A 15,533-nucleotide genomic window follows, 5' to 3' on the forward strand; every position below is an offset into this window, starting at 1 on the left:
GCATGAGCACGACGACCACGACCTCACCGTCGCGGGCTGCCGCGCTCGACGTCCTGCACCGCGTGTGGGGGTACGACGCGTTCCGTGGCGAGCAGGCCGCGATCATCGACCAGGTCGTCTCCGGCGGCGACGCGCTCGTGCTCATGCCGACCGGTGGCGGCAAGTCGCTCTGCTACCAGGTACCCGCGCTCGTCCGCGACGGCGTCGGGGTGGTCGTCTCACCGCTGATCGCCCTCATGCAGGACCAGGTCGACGCCCTCGCCGCGAACGGTGTCAAGGCGGCGTTCCTCAACTCCACGCAGGGTCCCGACGAGCGCGCACGGGTCGAGCGGGCGGTCGTGTCCGGCGAGGTCGACATGCTCTACCTCGCCCCGGAGCGGCTCCGGCTCGAGAGCACCCGGTCGCTGCTCGACCGCGCCCGCATCGCCCTGTTCGCCATCGACGAGGCACACTGCGTCGCCCAGTGGGGGCACGACTTCCGGCCGGACTACCTCGAGCTGAGCGTGCTCCACGAGCGCTGGCCGACCGTGCCGCGCATCGCCCTCACGGCCACCGCGACGCCGCAGACCCACCGCGAGATCTCCGGCCGGCTCGGCCTCGACGACGCCGCGCACTTCGTGGCCGACTTCGACCGCCCGAACATCCAGTACCGCATCGAGCCGAAGACCGGCGCGATGCAGCAGCTCCTCACCTTCATCAAGACCGAGCACAGCGGCGACGCCGGCATCGTCTACTGCCTGTCCCGGAACTCGGTCGAGCGCACCGCAGCCGCGCTCGCCGACCAGGGGATCCCGGCGCTGCCGTACCACGCCGGCCTCGACGCGAAGGTCCGCGAGCGCAACCAGTCGAGGTTCCTGCGCGAGGACGGCATCGTCATGGTCGCGACGATCGCGTTCGGCATGGGCATCGACAAGCCCGACGTGCGGTTCGTGGCGCACCTCGACCTGCCGAAGTCGGTCGAGGGCTACTACCAGGAGACCGGGCGTGCCGGGCGCGACGGACTGCCCTCGACGGCGTGGCTCGCCTACGGGCTGAACGACGTCGTGCAGCAGCGCCGGATGATCGACCAGTCCGAGGGCGACGCGGCACACCGCCGGCAGCTCAGCGCGCACCTCGACGCCATGCTCGCGCTCTGCGAGACGATCGAGTGCCGCCGGGTCCGGTTGCTCGCCTACTTCGGGCAGGAGTCCACGGCCTGCGGCAACTGCGACACGTGCATCGCGCCGCCGGAGCCGTGGGACGGCACCGTGCCCGCGCAGAAGTTCCTGTCGACCGTGGTCCGGTTGGAGCGCGAGCGCGGGCAGCGGTACGGCGTCGCGCACCTCGTGGACATCCTCGTCGGCAAGCAGTCGCCGCGCGTGCAGGAGCTCCGGCACGACTCGCTCGCCACCTTCGGCATCGGCAACGACCTGGGCGAGGGGGAGTGGCGTGCGGTCGCTCGGCAGCTGCTGGCGCAGGGCTACGCGGCGGTGTCGGGCGACGGGTTCGGCACGGTCGTCCTCAGTCCGACGAGCGCCGAGGTCCTGAGCGGTCGCACGCGCGTGCTGATGCGCCGCGACCCGGTGAAGGCCCCGCGCACGTCGCGAGCCCGACGTCAGGCGGTGACCGACGTGCCGCAGGAGGCGCTCGGCCTGTTCGAGGCGCTGCGTGCGTGGCGAGCGGCCCAGGCCCGCGAGCAAGGGGTGCCCGCCTACGTGGTGTTCAACGACGCGACACTGCGCGGGATCGCCGCGGTGAAGCCCGCCGACGAGGACACCCTGAGCGAGATCTCCGGCATCGGTGGGGCAAAGCTCGAGCGCTACGGTCGCGCGGTCCTCGACGTCGTCGCCGCGCACGCCTGAACGCCTCTGCAGCAGCCGCGGCACTCGCATTCCGCAGACGGAATGTGGGGCTCGCGCCGCTCACTACACTCGGAACCTCCCACGACGAGGAGGCCCGGTGCCCGGTACGACGAAGTTCGCCACCACGATGAGCCGTGCGGTGGTGACCCCGCTCGCGCGTCTCCTCTGGCGCCCGCGCATCGTCGGACGGAAGAACGTGCCCAGGCAGGGACCGGTCATCCTCGCGAGCAACCACCGGTCGTTCATCGACTCGCCGGCCATCACGCTGATGGCACCGCGCAAGGTCTCGTTCCTCGCGAAGCAGGAGTACTTCACCGGGACCGGTCTCCGCGGTGCTGTGTCGCGGGCGTTCTTCGGCGGCATCGGCGCGATCGGTGTCGAACGCGGCGCCGGAGCAGCAGCGCAGCACGCGCTCGACCTGGGGCTCGAGCGGCTCGAGGCCGGTGAGGCGTTCGCCATCTACCCCGAAGGCACCCGTTCCCTCGACGGACGGCTGTACAAGGGGCGCACCGGCGTCGCGTGGTTGGCGCTGACGAGTGGTGCCCCCGTCGTCCCCGTGGCCCTCACCGGGACCGAGGACGTCCAGCCCGTCGGCTCCCGTGTGCCGAAGCTCGCGCGGGTCACGATCGAGTTCGGTGAGCCGATGGACCTCTCCCACTTCGGCGAGGCCTCGTCGGGCAGGGCTCGGCGACACGCGACGGACGCCGTGATGGAAGCCATCCAGGCGCTCAGCGGTCAGGAGCCGGCGAACGCGTACAACAACCCGCCGTCGACGATCGTCGAGCGGGTCAAGCAGGTGCTCCGGCGTGACGACCCGACGAACGCCGTCGAACCGGACTGAACTCGCACGCACTATTGCACATTCGGAATATCAGTGGTTGAATCGTCCTTGTGCCCGAGGCACGAGCCCACTCGGACCGACCAGGACGGCCCGATCCACCACTGACCGGAAGGCAAGCAGCATGTCCTCCACGCCCCTCTTCGACTCGATCGCACGTCGGGCCTCCCGTGCCGTCCCCACGGCGACGGAGCAGGCCACGACCCGGACCACTGCGCCCGCCCCGGCACCGACCCCTGCTCCGGCGGCAGCGGTGTCCGTCACCGCAGCACGCACCCGGGTCGTCGCCGCGCCCACGTCGCCGCTGACGGCCCCGGTCTCCCCGATGCGGTCCGCCCTCGTACCGGCCGCGCTCGTCGCCGCGATCGACGAGATCCCCCAGCGGGTCGGGACCGCCCTCCCGGGCGAGGTCGCCGTGACGCCCGACCAGCTCGCCCTGGTCGAAGCGGTGACCGATGCGATCACCCGCGCGGTCGTCGATGCCGTCGTCGCGGAGCTCGAGCGCATCACCCGCGACGGCGTGGTCCGCGGCTGAGCCGATCGTCGCTGCCTCCGACGACGGACGACGTCCGAGCACCCGAAGCCACGCGATCCGATCACATCCGACCTGACCTCCCGACACGATGACGAAGACCACTCCCGACAGCGCTGGCGTCTCGACGCCCACGGCGCCGATCCGTCCCCGCGGAGCGGCCCGCCGAGCGGCCAACGACGCTGCTGCCCGGTCCGTCCGTGTCGGCCACCAGACCGCCGGGGCGGCGGTCCCCCCTCCCGCCGCCCCGGTGTCCACCACCGCCGCAACCACCGACGGCACTCGGTCGGAAGCGTCCCTGCCGACTCGCCGTGATCTCCGCGATCGTCACCGGATGACCACCCGCCGCGACAGATCGCGCACGCCCGACCGGCGCGTCCCCGCCGTCCACCGGCTCACCGCCGTCGGCCGCTGTCGGCGTCCCGCATCGGGCCCGGCGGCTCGAGGGGGATCGTCCACACGACTCGTGGCCGTGACCGCGTCTGCCCTCGCCGCCTGCCTGGTCGTCTCCGTGTCCACCCCGGCCGCCGCGCTCGACGACCCCATGGGGCTCGGCCTCGGCGCTGCGAACACGCCGACGCCCGCGCACCAGGGAGCACCCGCGCCGGACCAGCACTACCGCGTCGCGTCGGGTGTCACCGTCACCGTGACCCGCGACGGCTTCGACGTGCAGGCCGCCCGCGCCGGCAGCGCTCGGCACGACGGTGTCCGGATCACGACCGGCTCGGGCACCGTCCGTCCGGTCGCGGGGACCATCCCGACCGCCGGAGGCTTCGGCGGGCGCCAGGTCGCCGGGTGCGGTGCATGCTCGACGAACCACCACGGCCTCGACTTCGCCGCGGCAGCCGGGACGCCCGTCGTCGCCGTGATGTCCGGACGGGTCGTGTCCGCCGGACCTCTCGGCGGGTACGGCAACCAGGTGCTCCTCGCGCACCCGGACGGGACGCAGACGCGCTACGGGCACCTGTCCCGCATCGACGTCCTGCCCGGACAGACGCTGTCGGCCGGCGAGCAGCTCGGCGCCGTGGGCAGCACCGGCATCTCCACCGGCCCACACCTGCACTTCGAGGTCCTCATCGGCGGGACCCCCGTCGACCCCGCCCCGTGGCTCGCGGCGCGCGGTCTGCTCTGACCCATCGCGCGATTGCCCCGCCCGTCCTCGGACCGGGCCGACACGGTCCGTCGTGATCGCTCGGGCGTAGCGTCGAGCACGACGTCGGCAGGATGCCGGACGCAGGACGGAGACAGTGGTGCATGTGACGGTGCTGGGCACGGGGACGATGGGTGCAGGGGTCGCGGGGTCACTGCTGCGCGAGGGCCACCAGGTGACCGTGTGGAATCGCAGCACCGACAAGGCCCGTCCGCTCGGCGATGCGGGCGCCACCGTGGGGACGGACGCCGCAGCGGCGGTCGGTGACGCCGAGGTCGTCCTGCTGACGCTCTTCGACACCGACGCGGTCGTCGACGTCCTCGACGCCGCGGCCGGTGACGCTCCCACGGACGCGATCTGGGTGCAGGCCTCGACCATCGGGGTCGCGGGCACCGAGATCGTGGTGCAGTTGGCCGAGAAGTACGGCATCACCCTCGTCGAGGCGATGATGCTCGGAACGAAGGCCCCGGCGGAGCAGGGGAAGCTCACGATGCTGGCCGCCGGGCCGTCCGACGTGCTCGACCACATCGATCCCGTTCTCGACGCCATCGGCGCGAAGACCGTCCGCGCGGGGGAGCGGGTCGGCGACGGCACGGCCCTGAAGCTCGCGGCCAACGCCTGGGTCGCGTCGATCACCGCGGCCACCGGGCAGTCCCTCGCGCTCGCCCGCGCCCTCGGGCTCGACCCGCAGCTGTTCCTCGACGCGATCGACGGCACCGCGAGTGACTCGCCCTACGCGCACACGAAGGGCGCGGCGATGATCGGTGGCGACCTCGCACCGCAGTTCGCCCTCGACGGTCTGCGGAAGGACATCGGCTTGATCGGTGACGCTGCGCGGTCCGCGGGTGTGTCCACGACCCTGCTCGACGCACTCGACCGGGTCTACGCCGATGCGAGTGCGGCCGGCCACGGGGCCGACGACATCGCGGCCGTCGGCACTGCCTTCACCGACGAGCGGTAGGGGACCGACCGACACGGGGCCGTGCCGGCGGGCACGGGGTCAGCCGCGGCGGAACCACCGCAGCACGGCGCCGCGGAGGCGCCCGACGGCTTCGTCGTTCATCGTGTTCGCCAGGTCGAAGGCCTCCCGCGCGGGGTCGGCCCCGTTCCGGATGCGCCGCAGTGCAGCGTCGGCCCGAGCACGCGCGTCGAGCTCCGCGAGCGGCATGTCGTCCTCCGGATCACGCGGAGGCACCCGGGCGGGGTCCTGCGGAGCGCTGTGCATGCGACGAGGCTACGCGGAGCGCTCCGTCGCGGTCTCGTCCTCGTCGCGGTCGACGACCCGGGCCATCTCCTCGAGGAACGCGACGACGACCGTCATGTCCGTCTGCGGGAGGTGCTCGGCCACCTCGATCGCGCGGGTGTCGAGCTGGTCGATCACCCGCAGCACCTGGCGCATCGACCCACCCGACGCGGTCAGGATGACACCGCGTCGGTCGTGGGGGTCGGCGTGACGCTCGACGTGGCCGCTGCGGACGAGTCGGTCGACGAGCGCCGAGGTCGACGCCGGGGTGATCTCGAGACGGTCGGCGAGCTCCTTCGCGTTCACGGAACGTCCTTCGGACTCGGCGTCGAGCAGGATCCGAAGCGCGAGCAGGGCGTTCTCGCCGATGCCCAGTGCCTCGCGCGCACGGCGCTGCGCGGCACTCTCTGCGCTCCGGTACTTGCGGAGCGCGTTCAGCACGTCCACCGCGTCGACCCTGGAACCGGTCCCGTACCAGAAGCCCGTGGTGGTGTTCGTCACCTCGGTCGTCATACGGACAATGCTAGACGCTCTAGTTAGGTTGTCTAGCGAGTGTTGTCCGAGAGCGCGCGCGGTGGATGGCTCGCAACACCGGTGACGCGGCTCCGAAACACTGTCGCAACGCCCGCTCGGTAGCTTCGCCGCATGCAGGAGCCGACGTGCTGAGCCGACTCGCGGGGAGCGTGTTCCACGTCGGGAGCGCGGTCGAACGGGCCGACGTCGTCGCGAGGATGCTCGACGTCTACGTCGTCCGGCCCGATGCGGGCGTGGTCGACGACGAGGACGTGGTCGGCCCCACGCTGCACCGCGTCGTTGGCGCGCGCTCGCCCGGGCGTCGTCGCCTTCGGGCGGCCGTCGTCGAGTCGCTCGCGCTCGACCGGCACGAACCCGCATCCGTCGCCCACGCGGTCGGCGTCGCCCGCGACCACGCCCGCCGAGCGCGCGAGGTCGTGTCCACCGAACTCTGGGACTGCCTCGACGTCACCCGGTCACGCATGCCCCGCAAGGTCGCCGTCGACCGGGCGCACGAGTTCCTCGCCTGGGTGCGGGAACGCAGTGCGCTGGCGGTCGGCGTCGTCGAGGGTGACGTCAGTCGTGACGAGGTGTGGGAGTTCTTCACCCTCGGCCGGTCCCTGCTGCGGTGCGGTCTGACCGCCCGGCTCCTCGCCTCCCCGCTCGTGGACACCGGGTCGGCGGCGTCGTGGACCACCGCCCTGCGGGCCTGCGGAGCCGGCGAGGCCTTCCGGCGCGGGCGTGACCACCACGGCGTCGCTCCGCGGGACGCCGCCGGGTTCCTGCTCCACGAATCGCACAGTCCGCGGTCGCTCGCGTTCCTCGCGGCACGTGCGGACGACTGCCTGGCCGACGTCGCCCCGGCATGCGTGGACGACCAGGTCGCCGCGTTCCGGGTGGCCCGCTCGGCGCTCCGACGGGTGGACGTCGGCGCGCCGGACGGGATCCGCGTCGCCGCCGAGGGGCTCGCCGTCGCCGTGGGTGCGGTCGTCGAGGCGCTCGAGGAACGCGTCTTCGCGGTCGCGGTCCCCGCGCGCTGACGCGGCGCCTCGGCGCGACGGCGCGACGGCGCGACGCGGCACTCGGCGCGGCGACGCGGCGGATCCGCCAAAGCGACAGTCCTCTCGGAACCGTCGGCGGCGCACTGTCGCGCTGCCGGAGCCCTCGCGCCGCTGCGGGCCGGCCGTGCGTCGGAGGGGAGGCGCGTGGCGGGGCGGCCCCGTGCCTCCCGTCCGGCGCATGCGGACCGAGTGCTGTGCGGAAGCGACAGCCTGCTGCGGACCGTCCGCGGCAGACTGTCGCTCCGCAGGACCCGTCGCGCTGCACGGCGCTCGCGACCCGTCAGACCGAGCTGGACCGGTCCGCGACCGCCTCGTCGCGCTCCAGGTCGCGCCGCAGCGCCGCGCGCGACGCCCGCGTGCCGACCACCGGCACCGCGTGCGTGACCGCGAGGTGGAGTCTGGCGTCGGCGTCGTACCGCAGCCGCAGGTGCTCCCAGCGGACGAGCCAGACCAGCGCGATCGCGAGGGCGACGAACCCCGACGCGGCACCGACGACGATCGCCCAGCGCGGCCCCCACGCGTCGGCGACGGCGCCGACGATCGGGGCGCCGATCGGTGTGCCGCCCGCGAAGATCGCCATGTAGAGCGCCATCACCCGACCCCGCATCGCGGGCTTCGTCGTGGTCTGCACGAGGGCGTTGGCCGTCGTCATGAAGGTCAGGGACGCCAGGCCGACGAAGACCAGCACGACCGCGAAGGTCCAGTAGGTCGGGGCGATCGCGGCTGCCGTGCACGCCAGCCCGAAGCCCGCCGAGGCGACGACGAGGGTGCGCATCCGCGGGCGGTCCCGTCGGGCGGAGAGGAGTGCACCCGCGACCGAGCCGATCGCCATGACGGAGTTCAGCAGGCCGAACTCGCCGGCACCCTTGCCGAACTCGACCCGCGCCATCGTGGAGGTGAAGATCGGGAAGTTCACGCCGAACGTCCCCACGACGAAGATCATGCAGAGCACCACGATGATGTCCGGTCGGGTCCGCACGTAGGTGAAGCCGGCGATGATCTGCCCCTTCCCGCGCTTCGGACGCACCCGTTCGGCGAGCTGTGTCGGGTCGACGAAGCGGAGCGCCACGAGGACGGCCAGGAACGAGCCGGCGTTGATGACGAACACCCATCCGGACCCGATCGCGGCGATGAGCACGCCCGCGACCGCCGGGCCGATGAGCCGAGCCGCGTTGAACGACGCGGAGTTCAGGGCGACGGCGTTCGACACGTGCTCGCCCTGCACGACGTCGGAGACGAAGGCCTGTCGGATCGGGGTGTCGAACGCGGCGACGATGCCGAGTGCCAGGGCGAAGCCGTACAGGGACCACAGGGTCGCCGTGTCGGTGAGGACCATGATCCCCAGCCCGAGTCCGAGCGCACCCATCAACGCCTGCGTCAGCATGAGCATGCGGCGCCGGTCGAAGCGGTCTGCCGCCAGGCCCGTCAGGGGGAGCAGGAGCAGCTGCGGGCCGAACTGCAGCGCCATGGTGATGCCGACCGCGATCCCGTCGTTGTCGGACAGCTTCGTCAGGACGATCCAGTCCTGGGCGGTGCGCTGCATCCAGGTGCCGACGTTGGAGACCAGGGCCCCGGCGAACCAGATGCGGTAGTTGCGGGCGGACAGGGAGCGGAACACGGCGGTCACTGCTGGGCCAGCCTCCTCATGATCTCGGTGGCCTCGGCCAGGGTGCGGCGCTCGGTGGCGGTCAGGGCTGTGAGGCGCGGCGAGAGCCAGTCGTCGCGGCGCCGTCGGGTCTCCTCGACGAAGGTGGAGCCGGCCGGGGTCGCGGCGAGCAGGACCTTGCGGCGGTCGTCGCCGTGGTCGACCTTCGACACGAGGCCCCGGTCGACGAGCACCGCGATCGACTTCGTCATGCTCGGCGGTGTCACACCGTCCTGACGACTGAGCTCGGCGAGGGTCATGGCGCCCTCGCGGTGCAGTCGTGCGAGGGCCGAGAACTGGCCGTCGGTCATGCTCGCGTCGACCTTCTGTGCGCGGAGCGTCCGCGACAGCCGGGCCACCGCGACGCGGAGGTCGGTGGCGAGGGAGGTGTCGGGCACGACCGTTAGCCTACCTCATTAGTTCAGCGAACGAACTGGATTCGACGAGGTGTACGCTGAGTGCGCAACACGTGTTGCTTTGTGTACATCGACGGAACGTCGAGGAAGAAGGAGAACATGTCCGAGTTCGAGGGCAGGGTCGCCGTCGTCATCGGTGGCGGCAGCGGCATCGGAGCAGCGATCGCGAAGGAGCTCGCCGCCGCGGGAGCACGGGTCGTCGTCACCGACATCAAGGGCGAGGCCGCGCAGCGCGTCGTCGCCGAGATCGAGGGTGCCGGTGGCGCGGCGAGCGCGTTCGAGGCGAACTCCGCCGTCGCGGGCGACAACGAGCGGATGGTCCAGCACGCGGTCGACACCTACGGCGCGCTCCACCTCGCCGTGAACAACGCCGGCATCGGCGCCGCTCCGCAGCCGATCGGCGAGTACGACGTCGAGGCGTGGGACCGGGTCCGCGCGGTCGACCTCGACGGCGTCTTCTACGGGCTCCGGTACGAGATCCCCGCGATCCTGGCGGCCGGAGGTGGCGCGATCGTGAACATGGCGTCGGTGCTCGGCTCGGTCGGCATCGCGCAGAACGCCGCCTACGTCGCGTCGAAGCACGCCCTGGTCGGGCTGACCAAGGTCGCCGCGCTCGAGTACACGGCGCAGGGCGTCCGCACGAACGCGGTCGGCCCCGGCTTCATCGACACCCCGCTCGTCCGGTCGTCGCTCTCCGCCGAGGAGCTCGCGGCGCTCGAGGGCGAGCACGCGGCGAAGCGGCTCGGCACCGACGCCGAGGTCGCGGCGCTCGTGCTGTTCCTGCTGAGCGACAAGGCGTCGTTCATCAGCGGCAGCTACCACCTGGTCGACGGCGGGTACTCCGCGCACTGACCGGGCCCACTCGGGCGTACCGGGTCTGACCGCGCGGACCGGGTCGGAACGGGCGTACTCGACGGAAGCGGGCGTACCTGGTCGGAACTTCCGGTCAGGTACGCCCGTTCTCGCGTCGTATCGCGGGTGTCATGGGAAGGAACGGGCGGACGGGAGGCGTGACTTGCGTCCCCGACGTCGGGAACGTGGGTCGCGCCTCCCGTCAGCGCCCGCGCCCGTCAGCGCGCGGCGGCGCCCGTCAGCGCGCGGCGGGTGCGAGGACCGCGTCGTGGGGGAGCAGCGCGTGCACACCCCAGGTGCGGTTCGCGACCTGGGTCACGCGCATGCTCACCGCGACGCTCGCCATCGCCAGCGCCTGCCCGCGGGTGATGCCGTACAGCCCGGCGAGCCAGTCGACCATCCGGTCGAGCGCCGTCGTCGTCGCCGTGTTGAGGTCTGCGTCGAACCCGAACGTGATGCGGCCCGCGGGGGTGTCCGCGTGGATGCCCGCGACCGGGGCGTCGTCGAGCAGGGAGAGGGTCATCGTCGTCGTCATGCCGCACTCGACCGCGGTGCCGGAGACCTCGCCGTCGCCCTGCGCCGCGTGGCCGTCACCGACGGAGACCAGCGCGTCCGGCACGGTGACGGGCAGGTACAGCGTCGACCCGGCGACCAGCTCGCGGCAGTCGATGTTGCCCCCACCGAGCGGCCGCGGCGGGATCGTCGAGTGCTCCCCGGTGGGCTCCGGCGGGAGCCCGACCACCCCGAGGAACGGCGCCGTCCGGACACCGAGCCCGAGCTGGTTGCGCGCCACGCCCCCCTGAGCGTCGACGTCCCAGAGCAGCGGTCCGCGGGACGCCGGGTCGGCGAGCCCGAGCGCCCGGTTGACCGGGGTGTCGACCCCGCCGGACCCGGTGTAGCCCCAGTCGTCCGGCACCAGGTCGTCGAAGCGCACGGCGAGCACCTGGCCCGGCCGAGCGCCGGTCACCGCGATCGGTCCGACCAGGCAGTGCCCGCGGCGCCCGTCGAGGAGCGTCGGTGCGTCGGCCCCGGGGGAGGCCAGCGGCTCGGTGTACCCGGCGGCGCTCAGCGTCCGGACCGTCACGGTGTCGCCGTCCTCGACGCGGAGCACGGGGTCGCGCTCCGCGGTGAGCACGTCGACGGCGGTGTGGAGCGACGGGTCGAGGTGGTGGGAGGTCACCGGTCGATCCTCCCAGCCGCCCCGCCTCAGTGGAACTGCGGGATCGTCAGCCAGATGCCGTACAGGACCGCCGCGGCACACACCGCGAAGCACACCACGGCACCGGCGAGGGCGGCCGGCGGCGTGTGCCCGGACCGCGGGGTCTCCTCCCGGTACTCGGTGCGCTCGCCGCCGGCGTCGACGGGCTGGCCGGTCCCGAGCAGCCGCAGGCCGAGCGTGTAGACGAGCACGATGCCGACCGCGGCGACGAAGCCGACGCCGGCGACGATGCCGATGCTGCTCAGGTCGATGTCCATCCGGGCCTCCTCAGGCCGACACCGGCTCGCCGGCCGGCTGCTCGTCGTTGACGGTGTCCTTCGTGATCGGCTTCCGCCGCGCGAGGAAGAAGAAGCAGAGGCCCCCGCCCAGGGCGAGCACCGCGACGACCACCAGGCCGATCGTGCTCGTCGAGGCGACCAGGGTGGCGAGCGCGCCGACGACCGCGGCCGCGGGCAACGTGATCACCCACGCGACGACGATCCGACCGACCACGGACCAGTGCACGTCGGCGAGCTTCTTGCCGAGTCCCGACCCGATCACCGACCCGCTCGTCACGTGGGTCGTGGAGAGCGCGAACCCGAGGTGCGAGGACACGAGGATGGTCGCCGCCGAGCTCGTCTCCGCCGCGAAGCCCTGCGGGGACTGCACGTCCGAGATCTTCTTGCCGACGGTGCGCATGATCCGCCAGCCGCCCGTGTAGGTACCGAGGCCGATCGCGAGGCCGCAGGCCAGGACCACCCAGAGCTGCGGTCCCGTCCCGGAGGGCTGGAGGTTCGCCGCGATGAGCGTCAGGGTGATGACGCCCATCGTCTTCTGCGCGTCGTTCGTGCCGTGGGCGAGCGAGACCAGCGACGCCGAGATCGTCTGCCCGTGCCGGAAGCCCGTCGCGGCACCGTGCGTCGTCGCGTTCCGCGTGAGCGTGTAGGCGAGGTAGGTCGCGACGAGCGCGATGACGCCGGCGATCACGGGCGAGAGCAGTGCCGGCAGGACGACCTTCGACACGACCGTGGCCCAGTCGACCGAGTCCAGGCCGGCACCGATGATCGACGCGCCGATGAGTCCGCCGAACAGCGCGTGCGTGGACGACGACGGCAGGCCGAAGTACCAGGTGGCGAGGTTCCACAGCACCGCGCCGACGAGTCCCGCGAAGATCATGGTCGGACTGATCTGGATTCCGTCCTGGCCCTCGCGGACGATGCCCTGCGAGACCGTCTTCGCGACCTCGGTGGACAGGAACGCGCCGACCACGTTGAGGACGGCGGAGATGAGCACGGCGGTCCGGGGCTTCAGGGCTCCGGTGGCGACCGAGGTGGCCATGGCGTTCGCGGTGTCGTGGAAGCCGTTCGTGAAGTCGAACACGAGGGCCACCACGATCACCAGCACGACGGTGACGAGGACGTCCATGGGCGTGACGCTAGGCCTGCTCCGAACCGCCTGCGTGAACGCCGGATGAACACGCCGCGGACCACCTGCACCGCCTGTGCGTCTGCGAGGATCGACCCGTGCCGACCTTCTCCGCCGCCCGAGGGGACTCCTCGTTCACCGACGCGCACGGCGTCGAGATCGTCTACTCGACCTGGCGCGCCGGCAGGCCGAAGGGCATCGTGCAGATCGCGCACGGCGTCGGGGAGCACGGGCTCCGGTACGAGCCGCTCGCGCAGGACCTCGTCCGCGCCGGGTACACCGTGCACGCGAACGACCACCGCGGGCACGGCCGAACCGGGCTCGCGCAGTGGCACGGCGACCACGCGCAGCTCGGGCGACTCGGCCCCGGCGGCCTGCGTGCGGCGATCGCGGCCGTCGAACAGATGAGCGTCGTCGCCCGCGAGCAGGACCCGGGGGTCCCACTCGTGCTCCTCGGACACTCCTGGGGGTCGCTGATGGCGCAGCGGATCGTGAACACCTCGTCGGAGCGGTACGACGGGGTCGCGCTCTCCGCGACGGCCTACCGGCTGCCCGGCTGGATGAACAGTGGCGACCTGAACGCCCGGCACGCGGGCTCCGGACCGACGAAGCACGAGTGGATCTCGCGCGACCGGGCGGTCATCGAGGCGATCACGGCCGACCCGCTCGCGGTCGAGGCCGACGTCCTGAAGCTGTTCGGCGTCGCGGACGCGCTCCGGCTGCTCGGGGTGCCGCGTCGGCGCATCCCGCACGACCTGCCGGTGCTGCTGCAGGTCGGGTCCGACGACACCCTCGGCGGTCCCCGCTCGGTGGAGCGGCTCGCCGAGGCGTACCGCCGTCGCGGCCGGCTGTCGGACGTGCAGGTGCACGTCTACGAGGGCGCGCGGCACGAGGTCTACAACGAGACGAACCGCGACGAGGTGATCGCCGACCTGGTCGCGTGGCTCGACCGGCACGTGGGTCGCTGACGCGACGTCAGGGCGGACGGGAGGCGCGGGGCGGCGCCGCCCCGCGCCTCCCGTCCGACAGGTGGCGGGCGTAGGCTCCTCCTGTGCACGGTGAGTACAAGGTCCCCGGAGGCAAGCTGGTCGTCGTCGACCTCGAGGTCGTCGACGGGAGCATCCAGGAGTTCCGGCTGGCAGGTGACTTCTTCCTCGAGCCGGACGACGCGCTGCCGCTGATCGACCAGGCCGTGGACGGCCTGCCCGCCACGACCGACGCGGCGGGCATCGCGGCCGCGGTCCGCTCGGCACTGCCCGAGGGGGCGGTGCTGCTCGGCTTCACGCCCGAGTCCGTCGGGGTCGCCGTCCGTCGCGCGCTCTCGCGGGCGTCGACGTGGCAGGAGTACGACTGGGAGATCGTCCACGAGGGGCCGATCAGCCCGAACGAGCACCTGGCGCTCGACCAGGTCCTGACCGAGGAGGTCGGCGCCGGTCGCCGCGGTCCGACCCTGCGCATCTGGGAGTGGGACCAGCCCGCCGTCGTGATCGGGTCGTTCCAGTCGCTGAAGAACGAGGTCGACCCGGCCGGTGCCGCCAAGTACGGCGTCGAGGTCGTCCGCCGCATCTCCGGCGGCGGCGCGATGTTCATGGACGCCGGTGCGATCATCTCGTACTCGCTGTACGTGCCGACCGACCTCGTGCAGGGCATGACGTTCGCCGACTCGTACGCCTACCTGGACGAGTGGGTGATCGAGGCACTGAAGTCCCTCGGCATCGAGGCCTACTACCAGCCGCTCAACGACATCTCGTCGACGAAGGGCAAGATCGGCGGCGCCGCGCAGAAGCGCCTCGGCACCGGCGCCCTGCTGCACCACGCGACGATGAGCTACGACATGGACGGCCAGAAGATGGTCGAGGTGCTCCGCATCGGGCGCGAGAAGATGAGCGACAAGGGGACGACCTCGGCCGCCAAGCGGGTCGACCCGCTGCGCTCGCAGACCGGTCTCACGCGCGCGGAGATCATCGACCGACTGATCGGGACGTTCACGAAGCTCTACGGGGCGCACGAGGGCCACGTGACCGAGGCCGAGCGGGCCCGGGCGCGAGAGCTCGTCGAGACGAAGTTCGCGACGCGGGAGTGGCTCGAGCGGGTCCCGTGATCCGCCCTCGGATCGACAGGATCATCCGCGCGGCGGAGGTCCTGGCCGGTCGACTGACGTAGCGTCGGGACCGTGAACTGGTTGATCCTCCTGGGGGCGGTGGCCGTGGCGGCCGTCGTGATGTGGGTCGCCGATCGCGTGGGGTGGATCGACCTGTCGAACAAGGCCACGCGCAGCGGCGGATCCGGCGGTGTCGGCGCGATGATGGACGAGGTGTTCGCCCCGACCCGTCACGAGACGCAGGCCGAGTACGAGCGGCAGTCGCGCCTCCCGAAGGAGGCCCCGACGCCCGCCGACGACGACCACGACCTGCTCAGCGGGAACGTGCTCATCAAGGTGCCGTCGGTGCGTGGCGGAGGCCGCCACGACGCCCGGCCGGGAACGCTCGACCGGACCTACTGAACGGGCAGGCCCGGCCGGCGCCCGCGTCAGCGGGAGGTGAGCTCCTGGTAGTCCGGGTGCCGCTCGATCCAGGCCTTGACGTAGGTGCAGAGCGGGACGACGCGCAGGGAGCCCTCGCGGACGTCGTCGAGCGCGTGCTGGACCAGGATCGATGCGTGTCCGCCACCGCGGTGTGCGGGGTCGACCTCGGTGTGGGTGAAGCGGATCTCGTCGCCGTCGACCTCGTACGCCGCGAAGCCGATGACCTCACCGTCCTCGACCAGGGAGTACTGCTGCGCGTCGGTGTCGTTGCGGACCTCGGGTGATGCCATGGCGC

General features: G+C 72.3%; 18 protein-coding genes. 10 read left to right on the forward strand and 8 right to left on the reverse strand.

Translation table 11 applies throughout. The annotated features are described in order from the left end of the window. Positions 1-2: 2 nt before the first annotated feature. The 5 genes from recQ to ABIC52_RS07320 all read left to right on the forward strand — a co-directional run bounded on the left by recQ (position 3) and on the right by ABIC52_RS07320 (position 5,322). Complete coding sequence (gene recQ / locus ABIC52_RS07300; RefSeq protein WP_354026994.1) at positions 3-1,841, forward strand: DNA helicase RecQ; 1,839 nt, start codon at positions 3-5, stop codon at positions 1,839-1,841. 127 nt (positions 1,842-1,968) lie between these two features. Continuing rightward, complete coding sequence (locus ABIC52_RS07305; RefSeq protein ID WP_354027050.1) at positions 1,969-2,682, forward strand: lysophospholipid acyltransferase family protein; 714 nt, start codon at positions 1,969-1,971, stop codon at positions 2,680-2,682. Positions 2,683-2,803: 121 nt separating this feature from the next. Beyond that, positions 2,804-3,214, forward strand: a complete 411-nt coding sequence (locus ABIC52_RS07310) for a hypothetical protein (protein ID WP_126892438.1) — start codon at positions 2,804-2,806, stop codon at positions 3,212-3,214. A gap of 469 nt (positions 3,215-3,683) precedes the next feature. After that, positions 3,684-4,343: a M23 family metallopeptidase gene (locus tag ABIC52_RS07315; protein WP_354026995.1), complete on the forward strand. Its 660-nt coding sequence runs from the start codon at positions 3,684-3,686 to the stop codon at positions 4,341-4,343. Between the two features lie 115 nt (positions 4,344-4,458). Next, positions 4,459-5,322 (forward strand): NAD(P)-dependent oxidoreductase, encoded by an 864-nt coding sequence (locus ABIC52_RS07320; protein ID WP_354026996.1) that lies wholly within the window; start codon positions 4,459-4,461, stop codon positions 5,320-5,322. A 39-nt stretch (positions 5,323-5,361) separates the two neighbouring features. On the opposite strand, the gene ABIC52_RS07325 is transcribed toward ABIC52_RS07320, so the two are convergent. Further along, entirely contained in the window at positions 5,362-5,586 is a 225-nt protein-coding gene (locus tag ABIC52_RS07325) for a hypothetical protein (RefSeq protein ID WP_209823031.1), read from the reverse strand. Positions 5,587-5,595: 9 nt separating this feature from the next. Continuing rightward, positions 5,596-6,117, reverse strand: coding sequence for a MarR family winged helix-turn-helix transcriptional regulator (locus ABIC52_RS07330; RefSeq protein ID WP_354026997.1), 522 nt, complete (start codon positions 6,115-6,117; stop codon positions 5,596-5,598). Positions 6,118-6,263: 146 nt separating this feature from the next. Here ABIC52_RS07330 and ABIC52_RS07335 point away from each other — a divergent pair, with 146 nt between their 5' ends. Beyond that, a complete protein-coding gene (locus tag ABIC52_RS07335) occupies positions 6,264-7,157 on the forward strand; it encodes an alpha-E domain-containing protein (protein ID WP_354026998.1) in 894 nt (297 codons plus the stop codon). Positions 7,158-7,458: 301 nt separating this feature from the next. Here ABIC52_RS07335 and ABIC52_RS07340 read toward each other — a convergent pair whose 3' ends face one another. After that, positions 7,459-8,805: an MFS transporter gene (locus tag ABIC52_RS07340; RefSeq protein WP_354026999.1), complete on the reverse strand. Its 1,347-nt coding sequence runs from the start codon at positions 8,803-8,805 to the stop codon at positions 7,459-7,461. Beyond that, a complete protein-coding gene (locus ABIC52_RS07345) occupies positions 8,802-9,221 on the reverse strand; it encodes a MarR family winged helix-turn-helix transcriptional regulator (RefSeq protein WP_126892420.1) in 420 nt (139 codons plus the stop codon). The genes ABIC52_RS07340 and ABIC52_RS07345 overlap by 4 nt, the downstream gene beginning before the upstream one ends. A 117-nt stretch (positions 9,222-9,338) precedes the next feature. On the opposite strand from ABIC52_RS07345, the gene ABIC52_RS07350 reads away from it, so the two are divergent. Further along, the gene (locus ABIC52_RS07350; protein WP_354027000.1) at positions 9,339-10,091 is read left to right on the forward strand and encodes an SDR family NAD(P)-dependent oxidoreductase; all 753 of its coding nucleotides are present in this window, start codon (positions 9,339-9,341) and stop codon (positions 10,089-10,091) included. A gap of 238 nt (positions 10,092-10,329) precedes the next feature. On the opposite strand, the gene ABIC52_RS07355 is transcribed toward ABIC52_RS07350, so the two are convergent. The 3 genes from ABIC52_RS07355 to ABIC52_RS07365 are packed head-to-tail and all read right to left on the reverse strand — an operon-like array spanning position 10,330 to position 12,714. Then, a complete protein-coding gene (locus tag ABIC52_RS07355) occupies positions 10,330-11,271 on the reverse strand; it encodes an acetamidase/formamidase family protein (RefSeq protein WP_354027001.1) in 942 nt (313 codons plus the stop codon). 26 nt (positions 11,272-11,297) lie between these two features. Beyond that, positions 11,298-11,567: a hypothetical protein gene (locus tag ABIC52_RS07360; protein WP_126892423.1), complete on the reverse strand. Its 270-nt coding sequence runs from the start codon at positions 11,565-11,567 to the stop codon at positions 11,298-11,300. Between the two features lie 10 nt (positions 11,568-11,577). Next, complete coding sequence (locus tag ABIC52_RS07365; protein ID WP_354027002.1) at positions 11,578-12,714, reverse strand: inorganic phosphate transporter; 1,137 nt, start codon at positions 12,712-12,714, stop codon at positions 11,578-11,580. Positions 12,715-12,812: 98 nt separating this feature from the next. On the opposite strand from ABIC52_RS07365, the gene ABIC52_RS07370 reads away from it, so the two are divergent. The 3 genes from ABIC52_RS07370 (at position 12,813) to ABIC52_RS07380 (ending at position 15,217) form a co-directional block, all read left to right on the forward strand. Next, the gene (locus ABIC52_RS07370; protein WP_354027003.1) at positions 12,813-13,682 is read left to right on the forward strand and encodes an alpha/beta hydrolase; all 870 of its coding nucleotides are present in this window, start codon (positions 12,813-12,815) and stop codon (positions 13,680-13,682) included. Positions 13,683-13,765: 83 nt separating this feature from the next. Then, a complete protein-coding gene (lplAB, locus tag ABIC52_RS07375) occupies positions 13,766-14,815 on the forward strand; it encodes a lipoate-protein ligase LplAB (protein ID WP_250368369.1) in 1,050 nt (349 codons plus the stop codon). 72 nt (positions 14,816-14,887) lie between these two features. Next, the gene (locus ABIC52_RS07380; protein WP_354027004.1) at positions 14,888-15,217 is read left to right on the forward strand and encodes a hypothetical protein; all 330 of its coding nucleotides are present in this window, start codon (positions 14,888-14,890) and stop codon (positions 15,215-15,217) included. A gap of 26 nt (positions 15,218-15,243) precedes the next feature. Here the strand turns inward: ABIC52_RS07380 and ABIC52_RS07385 are convergent, their stop codons facing one another. Next, complete coding sequence (locus ABIC52_RS07385; RefSeq protein WP_126892428.1) at positions 15,244-15,528, reverse strand: GNAT family N-acetyltransferase; 285 nt, start codon at positions 15,526-15,528, stop codon at positions 15,244-15,246. Between the last annotated feature and the right edge of the window lie 5 nt (positions 15,529-15,533).

Source organism: Curtobacterium oceanosedimentum (genome assembly GCF_040545555.1).
Classification (GTDB): Bacteria; Actinomycetota; Actinomycetes; order Actinomycetales; family Microbacteriaceae; genus Curtobacterium.